This window comes from Mesorhizobium sp. WSM3864 (assembly GCF_002294955.1).
Classification (GTDB): domain Bacteria; phylum Pseudomonadota; class Alphaproteobacteria; order Rhizobiales; family Rhizobiaceae; genus Mesorhizobium.
Window position 1 is genome coordinate 127,406 of the sequence record NZ_NSGD01000009.1, and the last position, 17,529, is coordinate 144,934.

A 17,529-nucleotide genomic window follows, 5' to 3' on the forward strand; every position below is an offset into this window, starting at 1 on the left:
TTCGCCGCGCCCGCCCGCCTGCCTCGCTCTGCTTCCACTGCCATCAACTAGCAGTCCCTGTCCGGTGAATGGTGCATGACGAATGGAAAAATGGGGCGCTTCGATAGAGCCCAGTGGGCCGCTCGCACCATCCACCATTCACCATTGCCTATTCAATATATCAAGCTTCCCGAAACCGGTACCCGACCCCGTAAAGGGTTTCGATCATCTCGAAGTCGTCATCGACGGCCTTGAACTTCTTGCGCAGCCGCTTGATGTGGCTGTCGATGGTGCGGTCGTCGACATAGACCTGCTCATCATAGGCCGAGTCCATCAGCGCATCACGGCTTTTTACCACGCCGGGGCGCTGCGCCAGCGAATGCAGGATCAGGAACTCGGTTACCGTCAGCGTCACCGGCTCGCCCTTCCAGGTGCAGGTGTGCCGCTCCTGGTCCATCACCAGTTGGCCGCGCTCGAGCGAGCGCGCCTGCTGGCTGGGCGCCTTGGCGGCCGCCTCGCGGGCGCTGGTGCGGCGCAGCACCGCGCGCACCCGCTCGACGAGCAAGCGCTGCGAGAACGGTTTGCGGATGAAGTCGTCGGCCCCCATCTTGAGGCCGAACAGTTCGTCGATCTCGTCGTCCTTCGAGGTCAGGAAGATCACCGGCAAGTCGGATTTTTGCCGCATCCGGCGCAACAGCTCCATGCCGTCCATGCGCGGCATCTTGATGTCGAGGATGGCGAGGTTGGGCGGCCGCGCCGCCAGGCCTTCGAGTGCCGACGCGCCGTCGGTGTAGGTTTCGACGCGGTAGCCCTCGGATTCGAGCGCGATCGACACCGAAGTCAAAATATTTCGGTCGTCGTCGACAAGCGCGATTGTTGCCATTTCAAGCGGCTCCCTCATGAGCTGTCCCTTCTGTCGTCGAGAAAGGGCTTTTGCAGGACAAATTGGGTACAAAATGTGGCACGGGCCTTGTCCGAAGTCACGGGCGGCCTGCCGCTACACACGATCGCACCCGTAACCGGATTGGACGAACGAAGCCTGCCAATCCTTTGGGCAACCTCTGTGATTTTTTGCACATATAAACGATTTAAACAACTTTCAAAATTTTTAAATCGATTAATGATTTGATATCATTCGCCTTTTCTGGTTCTGACCCTAACTAGTCCCTTGCGCGTTCCGGCGATGACCGGTCAGACGCGGCCAAAATCCGGAGAGGAAATTGATGTCGGAAGCCGGCAAACGCAACCCCGACCGCGCCATTGACGCGATCGGCCTGAGGACCACGGGCACGGTGCGATATAATTTCGGCGCTGCCGAGCTCTATGAGGAAGCGATCCGCCGCGGCGAGGCGAAATTGACGGCGCAGGGCGCGCTGGTTGCCGAGACCGGCCAGCACACCGGACGCTCGCCGAAGGACAAGTTCGTCGTGCGTGACGACAGCACCGCCCCGCATGTCTGGTGGGAAAACAACAAGGCGATCTCGCCGGCGCAGTTCGAGACGCTGCTCGCCGATTTCCGCGCCCATGCTGCGGCCAAGGATCTCTATGTGCAGGATCTCGTCGGCGGCGCCGATGCCGAGTTCCAGCTGCCGGTTCGCGTCGTGACGGAATTCGCCTGGCACTCGCTGTTCATCCGCAATCTCCTGATCCGCCCGCAAGCCGCCGAGCTCGACCGATTCGTGCCGCAGATGACGATCATCGACCTGCCGTCCTTCCGCGCCGACCCGGCCCGCCACGGCACCCGCGCGGCGACGGTTATCGCGGTCGACCTCACCCGCAAGATCGTGCTGATCGGCGGCACGTCCTATGCCGGCGAGATGAAGAAATCGGTGTTCACCGTGCTGAACTACCTGCTGCCGCAAAAAGGCGTCATGCCGATGCATTGCTCGGCCAATGAAGGACCCGCCGGCGACGCGGCCGTCTTCTTCGGCCTTTCCGGCACAGGCAAGACGACACTGTCGGCCGATCCGTCACGCACGCTGATCGGCGATGACGAGCATGGCTGGGGCCCGCACGGCATCTTCAATTTCGAGGGCGGCTGCTACGCCAAGACGATCAGGCTTTCGGCCGAGGCCGAGCCGGAGATCTTCGCCACCACGCAGCGCTTCGGCACCGTGCTGGAAAATGTCGTGCTCGGCGCCGACCGCGTGCCGGATTTCGACAACGGCAGCCTCACCGAAAACACCCGCTGCGCCTATCCGCTGGACTACATCCCCAATGCCTCGAAGACCGGACGCGCCAGCCATCCCAAAAACATCATCATGCTGACCGCCGACGCCTTCGGCGTGATGCCGCCGATCGCCAGGCTGACGCCGGCGCAGGCGATGTATCATTTCCTCTCCGGCTATACGGCCAAGGTCGCCGGCACCGAAAAGGGCGTTACCGAGCCGGAAGCGACCTTCTCGACCTGCTTCGGCGCGCCCTTCATGCCGCGCCATCCGTCAGAATACGGCAATCTGCTGCGCGAGCTGATCGCCGGCCACGGCGTCGATTGCTGGCTGGTCAACACCGGCTGGACCGGCGGCGCCTATGGCACCGGCCGTCGCACGCCGATCAAGGTGACGCGCGCCCTGCTCGGCGCGGCGCTCGACGGCTCGCTCAATGCCGCCGAATTCCGCACCGATGCCAATTTCGGCTTCGAGGTGCCGGTGGCGGTGCCGGGCGTCGACGGCGCCATTCTCGATCCGCGCTCGACCTGGGCCGACAAGGCGGCCTATGACCGGCAGGCTTCCAAGCTGGTCAACATGTTCGCCGCCAACTTCGAGAAATTCGAAACACATGTCGACGCGGCCATCCGCGGCGCGGCACCGCGCCTGCAGGAGGCGGCGGAATAGCTGCCGCTCCGAACATCTTCCTCCAGGGCCCGGCTTCGGCCGGGCCTTTTCTTTTTCCCGCCGCCGCGCCATGACTGTGCGCATGAATGCCGACGACAGGATCATCATCGCCAGTGACGCGGTCATCCATCCGGACGACCTGCACGAGGATTTCATCCGCTCTTCCGGCCCGGGCGGCCAGAACGTCAACAAGGTGGCGACCGCCGTCCAGCTGCGCTTCGACGCCGCCAATGCGCCGGGCCTGTCGGAGCGGGTGCGGGAGCGCGCCATCAAGCTCGCCGGCCAGCGCGCAACAAAGGATGGCGTCATCGTCATCGAAGCCGGGCGCTTCCGCACTCAGGAACAGAATCGCGCCGACGCGCGAGCCAGGCTGACGGCACTGGTCGCCAAGGCGGCCGAGCCGCCGCCGCCGCCGCGCAAGAAGACGAAGCCTTCAAAGGGCGCCGTCGAGCGGCGCCTCAAGACCAAGGCCGGGCGCTCGACGGTGAAGAAGCTGCGCGGCCGGGTTGAAAGCGACTAGGGGTCGACATCCGACGACGGCCGCTTTCGGGTCGCGAAGCCGTTCTGCCGGTGGCATGCTCGGACGGACTGATCGGATCGAATGCCATGCTCGTTCTGCCCAAGGGCGTTCGCCATATGCCGGGGTATCTGCCGCGCACGGAGCAGGAAGCGCTGGTCGAGGAGATCAGGCGCGTCGTGCAGGCGGCGCCGCTTTATGTGCCAGCCATGCCGCGCACCGGCAAGGAGATGAGCGTGCGCATGACCAATTGCGGCATGCTCGGTTGGGTGACCGACCGCGAGCGCGGCTATCGCTACCAGCCGATGCACCCGGTGACAGGCGAGCCCTGGCCGCCGATTCCCGAAGCCCTGCTAAAAGTGTGGCGCGAGGTGTCGGCCTATCCGCATCCGCCGGAAGCCTGCCTCGTCAATCTCTATTCGAGCGAGGCCAAGATGGGCCTGCACCAGGACCGCGACGAGCAGGATTTCGCAGCACCCGTCGTGTCGGTGTCGCTCGGCGACGACTGCCTGTTTCGGGTCGGTCACACCACGCGCGAAGGCGGCACCAAGTCGTTCAGGCTGAAGAGCGGCGATGTCGTCGTGCTTGGCGGGGAGGGACGCCTCTGTTTCCACGGCGTTGACCGCATCTACCCAGCGACCTCGGCGCTGTTGAGGAGTGGCGGCCGTGTCAATCTGACGCTGCGGCGGGTAACGGTGCCCGCAAGCTAACGAAATCTAGAAGTTTTCCTCATAAAGACGGGCAGCTATTGCAGCTTGGGGCTCGGCAATGACGCAAAGCTATTCGGTCCTCCGCGGCCTGTGGGCAATCGTCACGGAGGCAGCCCAACTCGTTCGCAGGGATTCGGGCCTCTATCTGGCCATCGTCATTTATGTTTTGGCCGGGCTGATCTTTCTGAACGCGATTGGCGCCCCCGACCGCCTCGCGTTCTCGATATATTTCGGGTCCTGGATTTCTCTCAACGGCTTCGCACTGCCCACAATAGCCTTCCTTGCCGACGCAATTCTCATCATACATCGCTTCAATTCCCGGCGACGTTTGGCTGCGAAAAGAGTGTTTTCGACCGGGCGGTTGGCATACTCGCTATCGGGATTGTGCCTTCTGATGGCGCTCATGATCTTTCAGGGCAATTTCACTTCCGTGAAGAACGGAATGTCAGCCTGGCAAGGCGGTTTTCAATTCGATGTCCTGCACGCGGACATCGACGCTTTCCTCCATTTGGGCGCCGATCCGTGGCGCTGGCTCTACTCCGTGGCCGAAAGTGATCTGGTGCGCGCCATAATAGAATGGAACTACAACGTCTTCTGGTTTTTGCTGAATTTCGTCGGGTTGTTCTTCGTAGCGACATCGCCCATGGTGGCATCGGTCCGAACGCGCTATCTCGCCTGCTTTATGGCAGTCTGGATTGTTGTCGGGAACATCCTGGCGGCGCTGTTCCTCTCGGCGGGTCCGGCATTTTACGGCGCGGTCACGGGAGACACGGCACGGTTTGGTGAACAGCTTGCATTCCTGGCCCGCGGGGCTGGGTCGAGCAACTCCGCTGCCGCCTACCAGCAGTATCTATGGTCGCTGTATGAGGCCAAGCAGACCGGTTTTGCCACGGGTATCTCGGCGTTTCCCAGCGTTCACGTCGGCCTTGCGATGCTCAATGCATTATTCGTGCGCGAATACAGCCGCCTGCTCGGCGTCTTCGCTCTGCTCTACGTAGCCTTTGTTGCTGTCAGCTCGGTCTATCTAGCATGGCACTATGCAATAGACAGCTATGTCGCCGTCATCGTCGTGTCTGTGATTTACATCGTCGCTCGCAAGCTGATCCCCGCGGACCGTCGCCTCGTGCCGAACATGCCGATCGGAGCCGTCAACCGTCCCGTGGCGGCCGCTACGGTCTGCTGAGACCCGGCTCCTTATCGAAGCTGCCGCCGACTAAGAACAAAGACCAATTCGAAAGCGCGTCGCTTGAATCGGCGCCAGGCCATGCGCTTTAGGCGCCGGCCCGCCGGATTCGATCAGAGTTTCCGCAATGCCACCTCTTCGACCAGGTGGTTGGCGCCTTTGCGCAGGATGAGGTCGGCGCGCGCCCTGGTCGGCAGGATGTTCTCGCGCAAATTCTTCAGGTTGATGTTGCTCCACAGGCCCTCGGCGATGGCGCGGGCGGCATCCTCCGACAGCTGCGAATAGCGGTGGAAGAAGGAGTCCGGGTTGCGGAACGCAGTCTCGCGCAGCCGCATGAAGCGCTGGGTGTACCACTGGTGGATCAGCTTCTCGTCGGCATCGATATAGATGGCGAAGTCGAAGAAATCCGACAGGAACGGCACGATCTTGCCGTCCTTCGGCAGCTTGCCCGGCTGCAAAACATTGATGCCTTCGAAGATCAAAATGTCCGGCCTGTCGATGGTGACGAACTCGCCCGGAATGACGTCGTAGGTCAGGTGCGAGTAGACCGGGGCCCGGACGTCGCGCTGCGCCGACTTGATGCCGGACAGGAAGCGGAGCAGGGCGCCGACGTCGTAGCTTTCGGGAAAGCCCTTGCGCTCCATCAGATTGTTGCGGCGCAGGATCTCGTTCGGCAAGAGGAAGCCGTCGGTGGTGATGAGATCGACCTTCGGGCTCGACGGCCAGCGCGCCAGCAATTCCTTGAGCACGCGGGCGGTGGTCGATTTGCCGACCGCGACCGAGCCGGCGATGCCGATGATGAACGGCGTCTTGACGACGTCCTGCGCGTTGAAGAAGGCCTGGCGCTGCCTGAACAGCAGCTGGCTCGCCTCGACATGCGCCGAAAGCAGACGGGAAAGCGAAAGATAGATGCGCTTGACCTCTTCGAGGTCGACCGGGTCGTTGAGCGAACGCAGCCGGTCGATCTCGTCCTCGGTCAGCGTGAGCGGCGTGTCGGCGCGGAACTGTGACCATTGCTCGGCCGAGAAGAAACGAAAGGGGGAGTATTTCTCGGTCGGAGCAAGCTGGTCCATCGAGTCTCCTGCCCTCCTAGAGCATGATGCCGAAAAGTGTGGAGCGGTTTTCGGACGACATCATGCTCTATCCGTCTTTAGCGGTCAGCCCCCCGGGGCCGGGACGCCTTTTCGGCGACGCCCGAGCGGCCGGTGCGGCCCTCGAGCTCCTTCAGCACGTCCTCCAGCGGAATGCCCGCGATCGCGAGGACGACCAGCCAATGATATAGAAGATCGGCGCTTTCCGAAACGAGGGCCTGCCTGTCGCCGCGAATGGCGGCGATCACGGCCTCGACCGCTTCCTCGCCGAGCTTCTGCGCCGCCTTGTCCATGCCCTTGGCGAACAGTTTCGCCGTCCATGAGTCCGGGTCGCCGGAATGGGCGCGCTGATGGATTATCGTTTCCAGATCGGCGAGCGAAAATTGAGCCATAGCAGTGGTTTAAGTCCGATGAACGGTCGAGTCCAGCCGCATCGGCAGGCCGGCGCCCGCCATATGAGCCTTGGCCTCGGCGATGGTGTAGGTGCCGAAATGAAAGATCGAGGCGGCAAGCACGGCGCCGGCATGGCCGTCGCGGATGCCTTCCACCATGTGATCAAGCGTGCCGACGCCGCCCGAAGCGATGACCGGCACACGCACGGCATCGGCGATCGCGCGGGTCAGCGCGATATCGTAGCCGGCCTTGGTGCCGTCGCGGTCCATCGAGGTCAGCAGGATCTCGCCGGCGCCGCGATCGACCATCTTCTTGGCGAACTCGACCGCGTCGATGCCGGTCTTCTCGCGCCCGCCATGCGTGAAGATCTCCCAGCGGTCGGCCTCGCCGGCAGCCGATACTTTCTTGGCGTCGATGGCGACGACGATGCACTGGTTGCCGAACTTGTCGGCAGCCTCCGCGACGAAATCCGGGTTCTTCACCGCCGCCGTGTTGATCGATACCTTGTCGGCGCCGGCCAGAAGCAGCCTTCGGATGTCGGCCACCTGGCGCACGCCGCCGCCGACGGTGAGCGGCATGAAACATTGTTCGGCCGTGCGGGCGACCACGTCGAAGATCGTCTCGCGATTGTCGGACGATGCGGTGATGTCGAGGAAGCAGAGCTCGTCGGCGCCCGCCTCGTCATAGGCCTTCGCCGCCTCGACCGGATCGCCGGCATCGACCAGGTCGGCGAAATTGACGCCCTTGACCACGCGGCCGTTCTTGACGTCGAGACAGGGAATGACGCGGGCTTTCAGCATCAGCGCCCCTCCATGGTCGACAAAAGGTCGACCACCAGCTCGCCGACCTGCGGCGGCACCTCGCCCTTCGGGTCGAACGCCGGATCGTAGGCGGAAATGGTAAGTCCGGCGATGCTGAGCGGGCCGGCAAAGCCGCACATCGCTGTGCGGACCTGCTCCGGCGCCGGGCCGCCGAGCGTTGCGTAACGATTGGCCTGCAGCGTTTCCGGATCATGCACGTCGAGGTCGACATGCATGTGAATGCGCTCGGCACCCGTGGCCTTCAGCTTCGCCGCGGCCACTGCCCAGTCCGGACACTCGGTGCGGATGATCGGCAGCTTCTCCAAAAGCTCTTTCTCGGCCTTATCGAGGTCGCGTGCGTTGACCAGGACACAGCGGGCCGGCTCGATCGGCTTGAAGCCGGGAATCTGCGCCGCCATGCGCCGCCAGCACAATCCAAGCGCCGTTGCCAGCGCCATGCCGTCGAGAAAGCCGGAGGTGGAGGTTTCCGGCGTGTTGAGGTCGCCATGCTGGTCGGCCCAGATGATGGCATCCGCGCCTTCACCGGCCACCGCACCCGCGCTGGTCAGGCAGTTGCCGGCCAGAACGATGGGAAAGCGCCCGTTGTCCAGCGCGATGCGGACCTCGCCCGAAACGACGTTGCAGACGGCAAATCCCGTGCCGATCTCGCGCTCCTGCTCGTCCTCGACGACCTTGCCGATGTCGCGCACCGCGACGTCGTGACCGGCAAGCTTCAGCGCCTCGGCCAGCCCGCCGGAGATCAGCGCATCGGGGCCTTGGCCACAGCGGCCGTGAAAGTGGCCGCTGTCATAGGACGCCAGGATGATCGAGATGTTCACGCTCGTGCCTCCGCGTTGTTGCCGCGCAGGATAGCGAGCGCCTCCGCCGGGTCGATGCGCCCGTCATAGAGCGCGCGACCGGAGATCGCACCCTCCAGGCGCTTCGCATCGGGCATGGTCATGCGGACGATGTCGGCGATGGAGGCCAATCCGCCGGAAGCGATCACCGGGATCGACACCGCCTCGGCAAGGTCGATGGTGGCATCCCAGTTGATGCCGGAGAGCACGCCGTCGCGGTCGATGTCGGTGTAAATGATGGCGGCCACGCCCGCACCTTCGAACTTCCTCGCCAATTCGATGACGCCGAGTTCCGAGGCTTCGGCCCAGCCCTCGACCGCCACCTTGCCGCCCTTGGCGTCGATGCCGACCGCTACCTTGCCGGGAAAGGTCCTGCATGCCTCCTTCACCAGTTCGGGCTCCCGCACCGCCACGGTCCCGAGGATGACTCGCGCCAGCCCGCGGTCCAGCCAGTCCTCGATCTGCGCCAGCGTGCGGATGCCCCCGCCGAGCTGGACCGGGTTCTTCGTCGCCTTGAGGATGGCGCCGACCGCCGCGGAATTGACGCTCTGTCCCTTGAAGGCGCCGTTGAGGTCGACGACGTGCAGCCATTCGAAGCCTTGCTCTTCGAAGGCTCGTGCCTGGGCCGCCGGGTCATCGTTGTAGATGGTGGCGGTTGCCATGTCGCCGTGCTTCAGGCGCACGCATTTGCCGTCCTTGAGGTCTATTGCCGGAAACAGGATCACGATCAAGCGCCCTCGACGATGGCGAAGTGGCCGGTCGATGCCGCCAGCCGGAATTTCAAGGCTTCCTGGTACTCGGGCGACTGATAGCAGGCGAGCGCCCTGTCGTAAGAATCGAACTCCACCACGACATGGCGGTTTCCCGTTGCCCCCTCCGGGTCGGTATGGCGGCCGGCCCGAACAGCAAACTTCGCGCCAAATTTGGCGAAGGCCTTCGCGTTGGCCTCGATGTATTTGTTGTAGGTGTCCGGGTCGCGGACATCGATCATGGCGATCCAGTAGCCCTTCTTGCTCATTCAGGGCCTCCAATTCAGGAAATTGGTGATCAGCGCCAAGCCGAGCGCCTGGCTTTTCTCGGGATGGAACTGCGTGCCGGCAAAGTTGTCGCGGGCAACGGCCGCCGTCACCGGCCCGCCATAGTCGGCCGTCGCCAGCACCTCGGCCGGGTTCCTTGCCTCCAGGTGGTAGGAATGGACGAAATAGGCGTGCAGCCCTTTCGGACCGGTCTCGATGCCCGAAAACAGCGGATGCTTGCGCGCGAGCTCGATCGTGTTCCAGCCGATCTGCGGGATCTTTAGTGCCGGATCCTTCGGCGTGATTTCCTTGACGTCGCCGGCAATCCAGCCAAAACCCTCGGTGACGGTCTTTTCCAGCCCGCGTTCCGACATCAATTGCATGCCGACGCAGATGCCGAGGAACGGCCGCCCTTTGCGAAGCGCCGCCTCTTCCACCGCTTCCCACATGCCGGTGACGGCATGCAGGCCGGCCGCGCAGTCGGCATAGGCGCCGACGCCCGGCAGGACGATGCGGTCGGCGCTGCGCACCCGCTCGGCGTCGGCGGTGAGATCGATGGTCGCGGCGATGCCCGCCTCATGCGCGGCGCGCTCGAAGGCCTTGGCGGCCGAGCGCAGATTGCCCGACCCATAGTCGATGATCGCTACCCGCATGTCAGGGCCTTCCCGGCGTATGGGTCAGCCCCAGCGCCATGCCCGTCTGCGCCGGCCGCGCCAGGTTGGTGTCGGGCACGATGTGCGGCATCGGCGCCTGTTCCTGCGTGCGCTCGCTGGCTTCGAGCGCGTGACGGACCTCGGCATCGCCGAGCCTGCCGGCCTCGACGACGCCCCATTCCCGCCAGCCGCGGCGGCGGAGCGCCGCGATCCGCAGGGCCTGGCCTTCGAAGCCGATATAGAGCGACACCAGCAGCGAGAGCGCCGATCCAGCCCATTCAAGCCTTAGTTTCTCGCCGAGCATGGACAACGCCGCCATGGCCGCGAAGGTGAGCAGGGCCTCGATCCAGAGGCGGTGCCAGGCGAGCCAGATCGGCGAGAACAGGAAACCGAGCCAGGTGAAGCTGTCGCGCACCAGGGCGGCGTCCTTCTCGTTGCGCCCCGCAGGCGGCTCCATCACGACATAGATGGCCATAGGGTTATCCTTTCAGGGATCCCTTGGTGGACGGCACCGCATCGGGCTGGCGCGGGTCAGGCTCCAGCGCCACGCGCAGCGCCCTGGCCACGGCCTTGAAGCAGGTTTCCGCAATATGATGATTATTGGCGCCGTAGTGGTTGGTCACATGCAGCGTTATGCCGGCATTCTGCGCCAGCGCTTGGAAGAATTCGCGCACCAGCTCGGTGTCGAATGTGCCGATCTTCGGCGACGAGAAGGAAACGTTCCAGACCAGGAACGGCCTGCCGGAAACGTCGATCGCCGCCCGGGTCAGCGTCTCGTCCATGGCCAGGTCGATCGAGGCATAGCGCATGATGCCGCGCCGCTCCCCCAAAGCCTTGCTCAGCGCCTGGCCGATGGCAATGCCGGTATCCTCGACCGTGTGATGGTCGTCGATGTGAAGATCGCCTTTGGCCTCGATCGTCATGTCGATCAGCGAATGGCGCGACAGCTGATCGAGCATGTGGTCGAAGAAGCCGACACCCGTCGAAATGTCGGATTTACCCGTGCCGTCGACATGGACCGATACGGAAATCTCGGTTTCCTTGGTCTTGCGGCTGATTTCTGCGGAACGGGGCGGCATCAGTCTGTCCTGTTCAGAGGCGCGGGCTTGAAAACGAGAGCCTTCTATCAGCATGATCCTGCGATTGCCAGTTGCCATTCCGGACTGTATCGGCCTTGCCGCGGACGGTTTGCAATCACTCGCCCTATGCATACATATGGCCGATCAAAGTCACTCGTACCGCGCCAATCGCCTTTGAGGGATAGCGCGACTCGGAGCAGGAAATGTCGAATGAACTGACCATGCACGCCACGACCATCGTCACCGTGCGCAAGGGCAGCAAGGTTGTCATCGCCGGCGACGGCCAGGTCAGCCTTGGCCAGACCATCATGAAGGGCAATGCACGCAAGGTGCGCCGCATCGGCAAGGGCGGCAGTGTCATTGCCGGTTTTGCCGGCGCCACCGCCGACGCCTTCACCCTCCTCGAACGCCTCGAAGCCAAGCTCGAACAATATCCTGACCAACTGACCCGCGCCTGCGTCGAGCTCGCCAAGGACTGGCGCACCGACCGCTACCTGCGCCGCCTGGAAGCGATGATGCTGGTCGCCGACAAGTCGGTCTCGCTGGCGCTGACCGGCACCGGTGACGTGCTCGAGCCAGAACATGGCGTCATGGCCATCGGCTCCGGCGGCAACTACGCGCTCGCCGCCGCCCGCGCGCTGATGGACACCGACAAGGACGCCGAGGAGATCGCCCGCAGGGCGATGCAGATCGCCGCCGATATCTGCGTCTACACCAACAGCAGCTTCGTCGTCGAAACGCTCGATGCCGCCTAGGCGGCCGGCCATGATCCCGAAAAGTGGGAATCGGCTTCTGGAACAGATCATGGTCGAACAGGAAGACAGCTACGATTTTCGGCCGGTCACCCAAAAGGATCTGCCGATGATCGCCCGCTGGCTTGCCGAGCCGCATATCGCCGAATGGTGGGGCGATCCGGAAAAGGAGATCGCCGAGATACGCGAGCATATCGGGTCGGTTTCGGTGGAGCCGCTGATCATCGAATTGGGCGGCAGGCCGATCGCCTATCTGCAGAGCTACGATCCGCATCTCGAGGACAACCATCCTTACGCCGACCAGCCATTCGGCACGCTGGGTATCGATCTTTCGATCGGGCCGCCGGACCTGGTCGGCATCGGCCACGGCTCGGCCATCGTCCGCCAGTTCGTCGCGGAACTGTTCGAGGAAGGCGCGCCGCGTGTCGTCATCGATCCGCATCCCCGCAATGGCCGCGCCATCCGCGCCTATGAAAAGGCCGGCTTCAGGCCGATCGGCCGCAGGCATTCGGAATATGGGGACGTCGTGCTGATGGCCGTCGATGCGGCCGAAATCGACCAACAAGAGGGGGACTGATCACAATGACCGCATCCGGGGGAGACAAGACGCTGTCGGCCTATGAAGACAGCTGGCGCATGGGGCTGCTGCTGGTGCTGGCTCTCGTCGTTTTCCAGGCCGGCATTCTCTACGGCATGGGCCATCCGCCGATCTGCACCTGCGGCTACGTCAAGCTCTGGCACGGTGTGGTGAATAGCTCGGAGAATTCCCAGCACATCGCCGACTGGTACACCTTCTCGCACATCATCCATGGCTTCCTGTTCTATGCGCTGGCCTGGGCTCTGTTCCCGCGCTCGCCCGTCGGGCTGAGGCTGGCTTTCGCCGTCCTCATCGAGGGCGGCTGGGAACTCCTGGAGAACAGCCCCTTCATCATCGACCGCTACCGCGCCGGCACTATCTCCCTCAACTATTACGGCGACAGCATCATCAATTCGGTGTCCGACACGCTGTTCATGGCGCTCGGATTTGTGATGGCGCGAAAGCTCCCTATATGGGTGATCGTGGCCCTGGCGCTCATTTTCGAATTCGGCACGGGCTACATCATCCGGGACAATCTGACGCTCAACGTGATCATGCTGCTGCATCCGTTCGAGTCCATCAGGCAGTGGCAAAGTGGAATTTGAGTAATATGAGCACCTTTTCTCCCCGCGAAATCGTTTCGGAACTCGACCGCTTCATCATCGGCCAGAAAGACGCCAAGCGCGCCGTGGCGATCGCCTTGCGCAACCGCTGGCGCCGCCAGCAGTTGGAGGGCCAGATGCGCGAAGAGGTGATGCCCAAGAACATCCTCATGATCGGCCCGACCGGCGTCGGCAAGACCGAGATCTCGCGCCGGCTGGCGCGGCTGGCCGGCGCGCCTTTCGTCAAGGTCGAGGCCACCAAGTTCACCGAGGTCGGCTATGTCGGCCGCGACGTCGAGCAGATCGTGCGCGATCTCGTCGAGGTCGCCATCGGGCTGACGCGCGAGAAGATGCGCGAGGACGTCAAGGCGCGCGCTCACATCAATGCCGAAGAGCGCGTGCTCGAAGCTTTGGTCGGCAAGACCGCGAGCCCGGCCACGCGCGACAGCTTCCGCAAGCGGCTGCGCGACGGTGAGCTCGACGGCAAGGAGATCGAGATCGAGGTGGCGGACACCGGCACCGGCGGCATGCCGGGCTTCGAGATCCCCGGCATGCCGGGCGCCAATATCGGCGTGCTCAACATCAACGACATGCTGTCGAAGGCGATGGGCGGCAGGAAGACCAAGTCCCGCAAGACGACCGTGAAGGAATCCTACGCGCTTCTGATCAATGACGAGTCCGACAAGCTGCTCGACCAGGACGAGGTGGTTCGCCAGGCGCTGGAATCGGCGGAGAATGACGGCATCGTGTTCCTGGACGAGATCGACAAGATCGCGGCCAGGAGCGACATTTCGGGCGGTCCCTCGCGTGAAGGCGTTCAGCGCGATCTGCTGCCGCTGGTTGAAGGCACCACCGTTGCGACGAAATACGGGCCGATCAAGACGGACCATATTCTTTTCATCGCCTCGGGCGCGTTCCACGTCTCCAAGCCTTCGGACCTGCTTCCGGAGCTGCAGGGCCGCTTGCCGATCCGGGTCGAATTGCGTGCCCTGGAGAAGCAGGATTTCGTCCGCATTCTCACCGAAACGGAGGCCAGCCTCATCAAGCAGTATATTGCGCTGATGAAGACCGAAGGCGTCGAGTTGGCCTTCACCGACGACGCCATCGATTCGCTCGCCGGCATTGCCGTCGACCTCAACGCCAATGTCGAGAACATCGGCGCCAGACGCCTGCAGACGGTGATGGAACGGGTGCTGGACGAGATTTCCTACGACGCGCCGGACCGCCACGGCACGGCGGTCACCATCGATGCCGACTACGTGCAGAAGCATGTCGGCGATCTCTCGCGCAACACCGACCTGTCACGGTTCATCCTCTAACGGGCGAAGCCCGGCGATGTGTGGCCAGATGGTACCATCTGGCCACCTTTCGTCCCGTCGGAAGCTTGCCTCGTCTCGACTCTCCCACTCGCTTTACCTAGTTTGCCGCCGACTTGAAGGCGGCGGTGGATGAAGAAACGCATACTTCTTTTTGTTGGGCTGGCATTGGCTGCGGCGGTGGCAACGGCGAACGCGGCGACCATGGTGCCGCCGGGTAATCGCAACAGCGTGCAGCCGGATATTCCGGGCGCTTCCAGCCGGCGCACCCAGGCCACCAACACCACCTTCCAGGCCAAGTATCGCAAGGTCTACGCGCTCTTGCAGAACGATGCCGAGCTGCGCGCCAAGATCAGGAAAGTGGCGGCCGCCTACGACATCGATCCGATGCACATCGTCGGCGCCATCGTCGGCGAGCACACCTACAATGTCGACGCCTATGATCGGCTGCAGACCTATTACGTCAAGGCAATGTCCTACCTGTCGAGCAAGCTCACCTTCGCTTATGAAGGGGAGGACGTAAGCGATTTCGTTGAGCGGCCGCAATTCCAGAAATGCGCCGCCATAACCGACAGCTACGATCTCTGGGAATGCCGCGAGCAGGTGTGGAACCATTCCTTCCGTGGCAAGACCGTCGGCGGGACCAGCTTCCCCAACGACCGCTTCGGAGCCACTTTCTTCCAGCCCTACTATGCCGGCCAGACTTTCGGACTCGGCCAGCTCAACCCGCTGACGGCGCTGCAGATGAGCGATCTCGTGCACAAGGTCTCCGGCCTGCCCGAGCTCGACGTCAATGATCCGAACACGGTCTACAAGACCATCATGGATCCCGACCTCACGCTGCCTTACGTCGCTGCGACCATCAGGAAGTCGATCGACGCCTACAACAGCATCGCCGGCTTCGACATCTCGCACAATCCGGGCCTGACCGCCACGCTCTACAATGTCGGCAACCCCGAGCAGCGCGCCTATGCGTTGGAGGAGGAGAACGAGAAGCGTCGCGCTGCCGGGGAACCGGAAAAGCTGCCCGAGGAGAATTATTACGGCTGGCTGGTCAACGACAAGCTGGACGAGCTGAAGACGCTGTTCTAGCCGGCTGAGCCGCGTGGCTCAGTAGCCTTCCGAGGCGAGAAACGCCTCGAACTTGCGCATTTCGCCGGCATCCGCCTCGACCATGTGCCGCGGCTCTGGATAGGCGCCCGACTGGATATCGTCGGCATATTCGCGGAAGGCCGCGATGCGCTCGCTCTGCAGGCGGTCGAATTCCGCCGCGAAGTCGCGGTAGCGCTTGGCATGGCGCGGATAATGGCCGCGATTGCTGCCGAGCACGTCTTCCGCGAATAGATATTGCGCGTCGCAGCCGGCGCCCGCGCCCATCGAAATCATGATCAGCGGCGTCCGCCGCGAGATCGCGCTTGCAACCGACGCCGGCACAACTTCGATCTCGGCGGCGAAGGCGCCGGCGGCTTCAAGCTCCTTGACCTGCTTCCAGACGAGGGCAGCACTTTCGGCCGTCTTGCCGACTGCCTTGAAGCCGCCCGTCCAGGTCGCATGCGCCGGGATCAGGCCGACATGACCGCAGACCGGAATATGCTCGTCGCGCAGCCGGCGGATGGTCTGCAGGCTGGCCGAGCAATACATGGCGTCGGCGCTGGCCGCGCGCAGCTTCACCGCCGTGCGCAGGATCTCGTCGGTGGTTGCGCCCAGCTTGATGCGTTCGTCCCCGGGAATGGCAAAGCAGGTGGGCGCGGCGTCGCGAAAACGCGGATCGAAGATAAGGTCATAGGGAACCGAGATGATGTCGAGGCCGGCACGCTCGGCGGCCTCGGCCTCCTCCAGCGAGAAAACGCGCAGCTTCGAAAGCTGCCGCTTGCCCTTGAGCGATTGCAAATCGGCGACGGTCGGTCTGTTGCGTGCCATGTCCGTGAACCCCCTCGGTTACTCGGGCCTATGCCGCCAGCAGCGACTTCAGCTTGACCGATTGCGAGCCGAGCGCCTCAGGCGCGGGCGTCGCCCGCTTCGCGATCAGCATCTCGGCCAGCCGTATGTCGCGCGCCACCGCATTGCCGGGCCCGATGCCGCTGGCGGCGACCAGCCTGCCGTCCTCGGCCAGGTGGAACAGAATGAAGGCGCCGTCGTAGAGGTCGCGCCGTACGGTCGAGCGGCCTTCGTCCGAAAGCCCGGCGATCTGCAGCGTGAGCCCATATTGATCCGACCAGAACCACGGCACCGCGGCATGCGCCTCCTTGGCGCCCAGCATGTTCTTCGCGGCGAGCGCGCCCTGCTCCTGCGCGTTGCGCCAGGCTTCCAGCCGCACGCGCCGGCCGCCATAGACGGCGAGCGGGAACGAGCAGCAGTCGCCGGCGGCAAAAACATCCGGATCCGCGGTGCAAAGGTTCTCATCGACGGCGATACCATTGTCGATCGCAAGTCCTGCTTCGGCGGCGAGCGCCGTCACCGGCACCGCGCCGATGCCGATCACGGCAAGATCGGCGACGATGTCCTGCCTGTCGGCAAGCGTGATGCGAACTTGCGTGCCGTCATCGGCAATCGCCGTGATGCCTTGGCCGGTAAGCACCTTCACGCCTTCGGCCTGATGCGCCTTATGAATGATTTCCGCGACCTCGGCCGGCACGCCGCGCATCAGGATGCGCGGCTGCGCCTCGAGCACCGTGACCGTTGCGCCTAGCTTGCGCGCCGAAGCGGCAAGCTCGAGGCCGATGAAACCGCCGCCGATGATGGCGACGCGGTTCTCCGGCTTAAGATGGGCGCGGATCGCGAGCGCGTCGTTGAAGGTCCTGAGATAAACGCAGCGGCCGCCCAGACCAGGCATCGGCAGCTTGCGCGGCACGGACCCGGTCGCGAGCAGCAGCTTGCCATAGCCAAGCGAAGAGCCGTCGGAGAGGCGCACGAGATGCGCGGCGCGGTCGATAGCGACGGCCCGAACGGAATGGATGTGGCGGATCGAGCGTTCGGCCAAAAGCTCGTCGCTGGCGATCGCCTTGATGAGGGGCGCCTCGCTGGTCATCGCCTCCTTCGACAGCGGCGGCCGTTCATAGGGCAGATGCGGCTCGTCGCCGACCAGCGTCACCGGCCCTTCATGACCAAGGTCGCGCAGGGTAAGCGCGGCACGACCGCCGCACTCGCCGGCGCCGATGATGACCATTCCT

At 63.7% G+C, this 17,529-nt stretch carries 21 protein-coding genes; 9 read left to right on the plus strand and 12 right to left on the minus strand.

Features of this window, described 5'->3' with window-relative positions; translation table 11 throughout:
- Positions 1-160 precede the first annotated feature (160 nt).
- On the minus strand, positions 161-862 hold the full coding sequence (locus CK215_RS19575) for a response regulator transcription factor (protein ID WP_006201274.1): 702 nt from the start codon (positions 860-862) through the stop codon (positions 161-163).
- Between the two features lie 340 nt (positions 863-1,202).
- Between CK215_RS19575 and CK215_RS19580 the strand changes: the two genes are divergently transcribed.
- The 4 genes from CK215_RS19580 to CK215_RS19595 all read left to right on the plus strand — a co-directional run bounded on the left by CK215_RS19580 (position 1,203) and on the right by CK215_RS19595 (position 5,223).
- Positions 1,203-2,813: a phosphoenolpyruvate carboxykinase gene (locus CK215_RS19580; protein WP_095831880.1), complete on the plus strand. Its 1,611-nt coding sequence runs from the start codon at positions 1,203-1,205 to the stop codon at positions 2,811-2,813.
- A gap of 82 nt (positions 2,814-2,895) precedes the next feature.
- Positions 2,896-3,333 carry an alternative ribosome rescue aminoacyl-tRNA hydrolase ArfB gene (gene arfB / locus CK215_RS19585; protein ID WP_067002912.1) on the plus strand — a complete coding sequence of 146 codons (438 nt, stop codon included), beginning with the start codon at positions 2,896-2,898 and terminating at the stop codon, positions 3,331-3,333.
- An 86-nt stretch (positions 3,334-3,419) separates the two neighbouring features.
- A complete protein-coding gene (locus CK215_RS19590; protein WP_095831932.1) occupies positions 3,420-4,040 on the plus strand; it encodes an alpha-ketoglutarate-dependent dioxygenase AlkB in 621 nt (206 codons plus the stop codon).
- A gap of 58 nt (positions 4,041-4,098) precedes the next feature.
- Positions 4,099-5,223, plus strand: coding sequence for a phosphatase PAP2 family protein (locus CK215_RS19595; RefSeq protein ID WP_095831881.1), 1,125 nt, complete (start codon positions 4,099-4,101; stop codon positions 5,221-5,223).
- A 113-nt stretch (positions 5,224-5,336) separates the two neighbouring features.
- Here CK215_RS19595 and coaA read toward each other — a convergent pair whose 3' ends face one another.
- The 9 genes from coaA to hisB all read right to left on the minus strand — a co-directional run bounded on the left by coaA (position 5,337) and on the right by hisB (position 11,112).
- Positions 5,337-6,296 (minus strand): type I pantothenate kinase, encoded by a 960-nt coding sequence (coaA, locus tag CK215_RS19600; RefSeq protein ID WP_067002907.1) that lies wholly within the window; start codon positions 6,294-6,296, stop codon positions 5,337-5,339.
- Positions 6,297-6,373: 77 nt separating this feature from the next.
- A complete protein-coding gene (locus tag CK215_RS19605; RefSeq protein WP_095831882.1) occupies positions 6,374-6,706 on the minus strand; it encodes a phosphoribosyl-ATP diphosphatase in 333 nt (110 codons plus the stop codon).
- A 9-nt stretch (positions 6,707-6,715) separates the two neighbouring features.
- Positions 6,716-7,510, minus strand: coding sequence for an imidazole glycerol phosphate synthase subunit HisF (gene hisF, locus CK215_RS19610; protein ID WP_170950335.1), 795 nt, complete (start codon positions 7,508-7,510; stop codon positions 6,716-6,718).
- Complete coding sequence (locus CK215_RS19615; protein ID WP_095831884.1) at positions 7,507-8,346, minus strand: arginase family protein; 840 nt, start codon at positions 8,344-8,346, stop codon at positions 7,507-7,509. The genes hisF and CK215_RS19615 overlap by 4 nt, the downstream gene beginning before the upstream one ends.
- The gene (gene hisA, locus CK215_RS19620; protein ID WP_095776890.1) at positions 8,343-9,089 is read right to left on the minus strand and encodes a 1-(5-phosphoribosyl)-5-[(5-phosphoribosylamino)methylideneamino]imidazole-4-carboxamide isomerase; all 747 of its coding nucleotides are present in this window, start codon (positions 9,087-9,089) and stop codon (positions 8,343-8,345) included. The genes CK215_RS19615 and hisA overlap by 4 nt, the downstream gene beginning before the upstream one ends.
- A 2-nt stretch (positions 9,090-9,091) precedes the next feature.
- The gene (locus CK215_RS19625) at positions 9,092-9,382 is read right to left on the minus strand and encodes a DUF1330 domain-containing protein (RefSeq protein ID WP_095776891.1); all 291 of its coding nucleotides are present in this window, start codon (positions 9,380-9,382) and stop codon (positions 9,092-9,094) included.
- Complete coding sequence (gene hisH / locus CK215_RS19630; RefSeq protein WP_095831885.1) at positions 9,383-10,033, minus strand: imidazole glycerol phosphate synthase subunit HisH; 651 nt, start codon at positions 10,031-10,033, stop codon at positions 9,383-9,385.
- 1 nt (position 10,034) lies between these two features.
- The gene (locus tag CK215_RS19635; RefSeq protein WP_095831886.1) at positions 10,035-10,508 is read right to left on the minus strand and encodes a DUF2628 domain-containing protein; all 474 of its coding nucleotides are present in this window, start codon (positions 10,506-10,508) and stop codon (positions 10,035-10,037) included.
- Positions 10,509-10,512: 4 nt separating this feature from the next.
- Entirely contained in the window at positions 10,513-11,112 is a 600-nt protein-coding gene (gene hisB / locus CK215_RS19640; RefSeq protein WP_095782136.1) for an imidazoleglycerol-phosphate dehydratase HisB, read from the minus strand.
- Between the two features lie 203 nt (positions 11,113-11,315).
- Here hisB and hslV point away from each other — a divergent pair, with 203 nt between their 5' ends.
- From hslV to CK215_RS19665, 5 genes are all read left to right on the plus strand, one after another.
- Positions 11,316-11,867 (plus strand): ATP-dependent protease subunit HslV, encoded by a 552-nt coding sequence (gene hslV, locus CK215_RS19645; RefSeq protein ID WP_067002895.1) that lies wholly within the window; start codon positions 11,316-11,318, stop codon positions 11,865-11,867.
- Between the two features lie 49 nt (positions 11,868-11,916).
- Complete coding sequence (locus CK215_RS19650; RefSeq protein WP_095831933.1) at positions 11,917-12,441, plus strand: GNAT family N-acetyltransferase; 525 nt, start codon at positions 11,917-11,919, stop codon at positions 12,439-12,441.
- Between the two features lie 5 nt (positions 12,442-12,446).
- Positions 12,447-13,046, plus strand: a complete 600-nt coding sequence (locus CK215_RS19655; protein ID WP_067002893.1) for a DUF2585 domain-containing protein — start codon at positions 12,447-12,449, stop codon at positions 13,044-13,046.
- A gap of 5 nt (positions 13,047-13,051) precedes the next feature.
- The gene (hslU, locus tag CK215_RS19660; protein WP_095831887.1) at positions 13,052-14,362 is read left to right on the plus strand and encodes an ATP-dependent protease ATPase subunit HslU; all 1,311 of its coding nucleotides are present in this window, start codon (positions 13,052-13,054) and stop codon (positions 14,360-14,362) included.
- Between the two features lie 129 nt (positions 14,363-14,491).
- Complete coding sequence (locus tag CK215_RS19665; RefSeq protein WP_067002888.1) at positions 14,492-15,451, plus strand: DUF1402 family protein; 960 nt, start codon at positions 14,492-14,494, stop codon at positions 15,449-15,451.
- An 18-nt stretch (positions 15,452-15,469) separates the two neighbouring features.
- On the opposite strand, the gene CK215_RS19670 is transcribed toward CK215_RS19665, so the two are convergent.
- Entirely contained in the window at positions 15,470-16,279 is an 810-nt protein-coding gene (locus tag CK215_RS19670; protein ID WP_095831888.1) for a 3-methyl-2-oxobutanoate hydroxymethyltransferase, read from the minus strand.
- Positions 16,280-16,307: 28 nt separating this feature from the next.
- Positions 16,308-17,525 carry an FAD-dependent oxidoreductase gene (locus CK215_RS19675; protein WP_245418737.1) on the minus strand — a complete coding sequence of 406 codons (1,218 nt, stop codon included), beginning with the start codon at positions 17,523-17,525 and terminating at the stop codon, positions 16,308-16,310.
- Between the last annotated feature and the right edge of the window lie 4 nt (positions 17,526-17,529).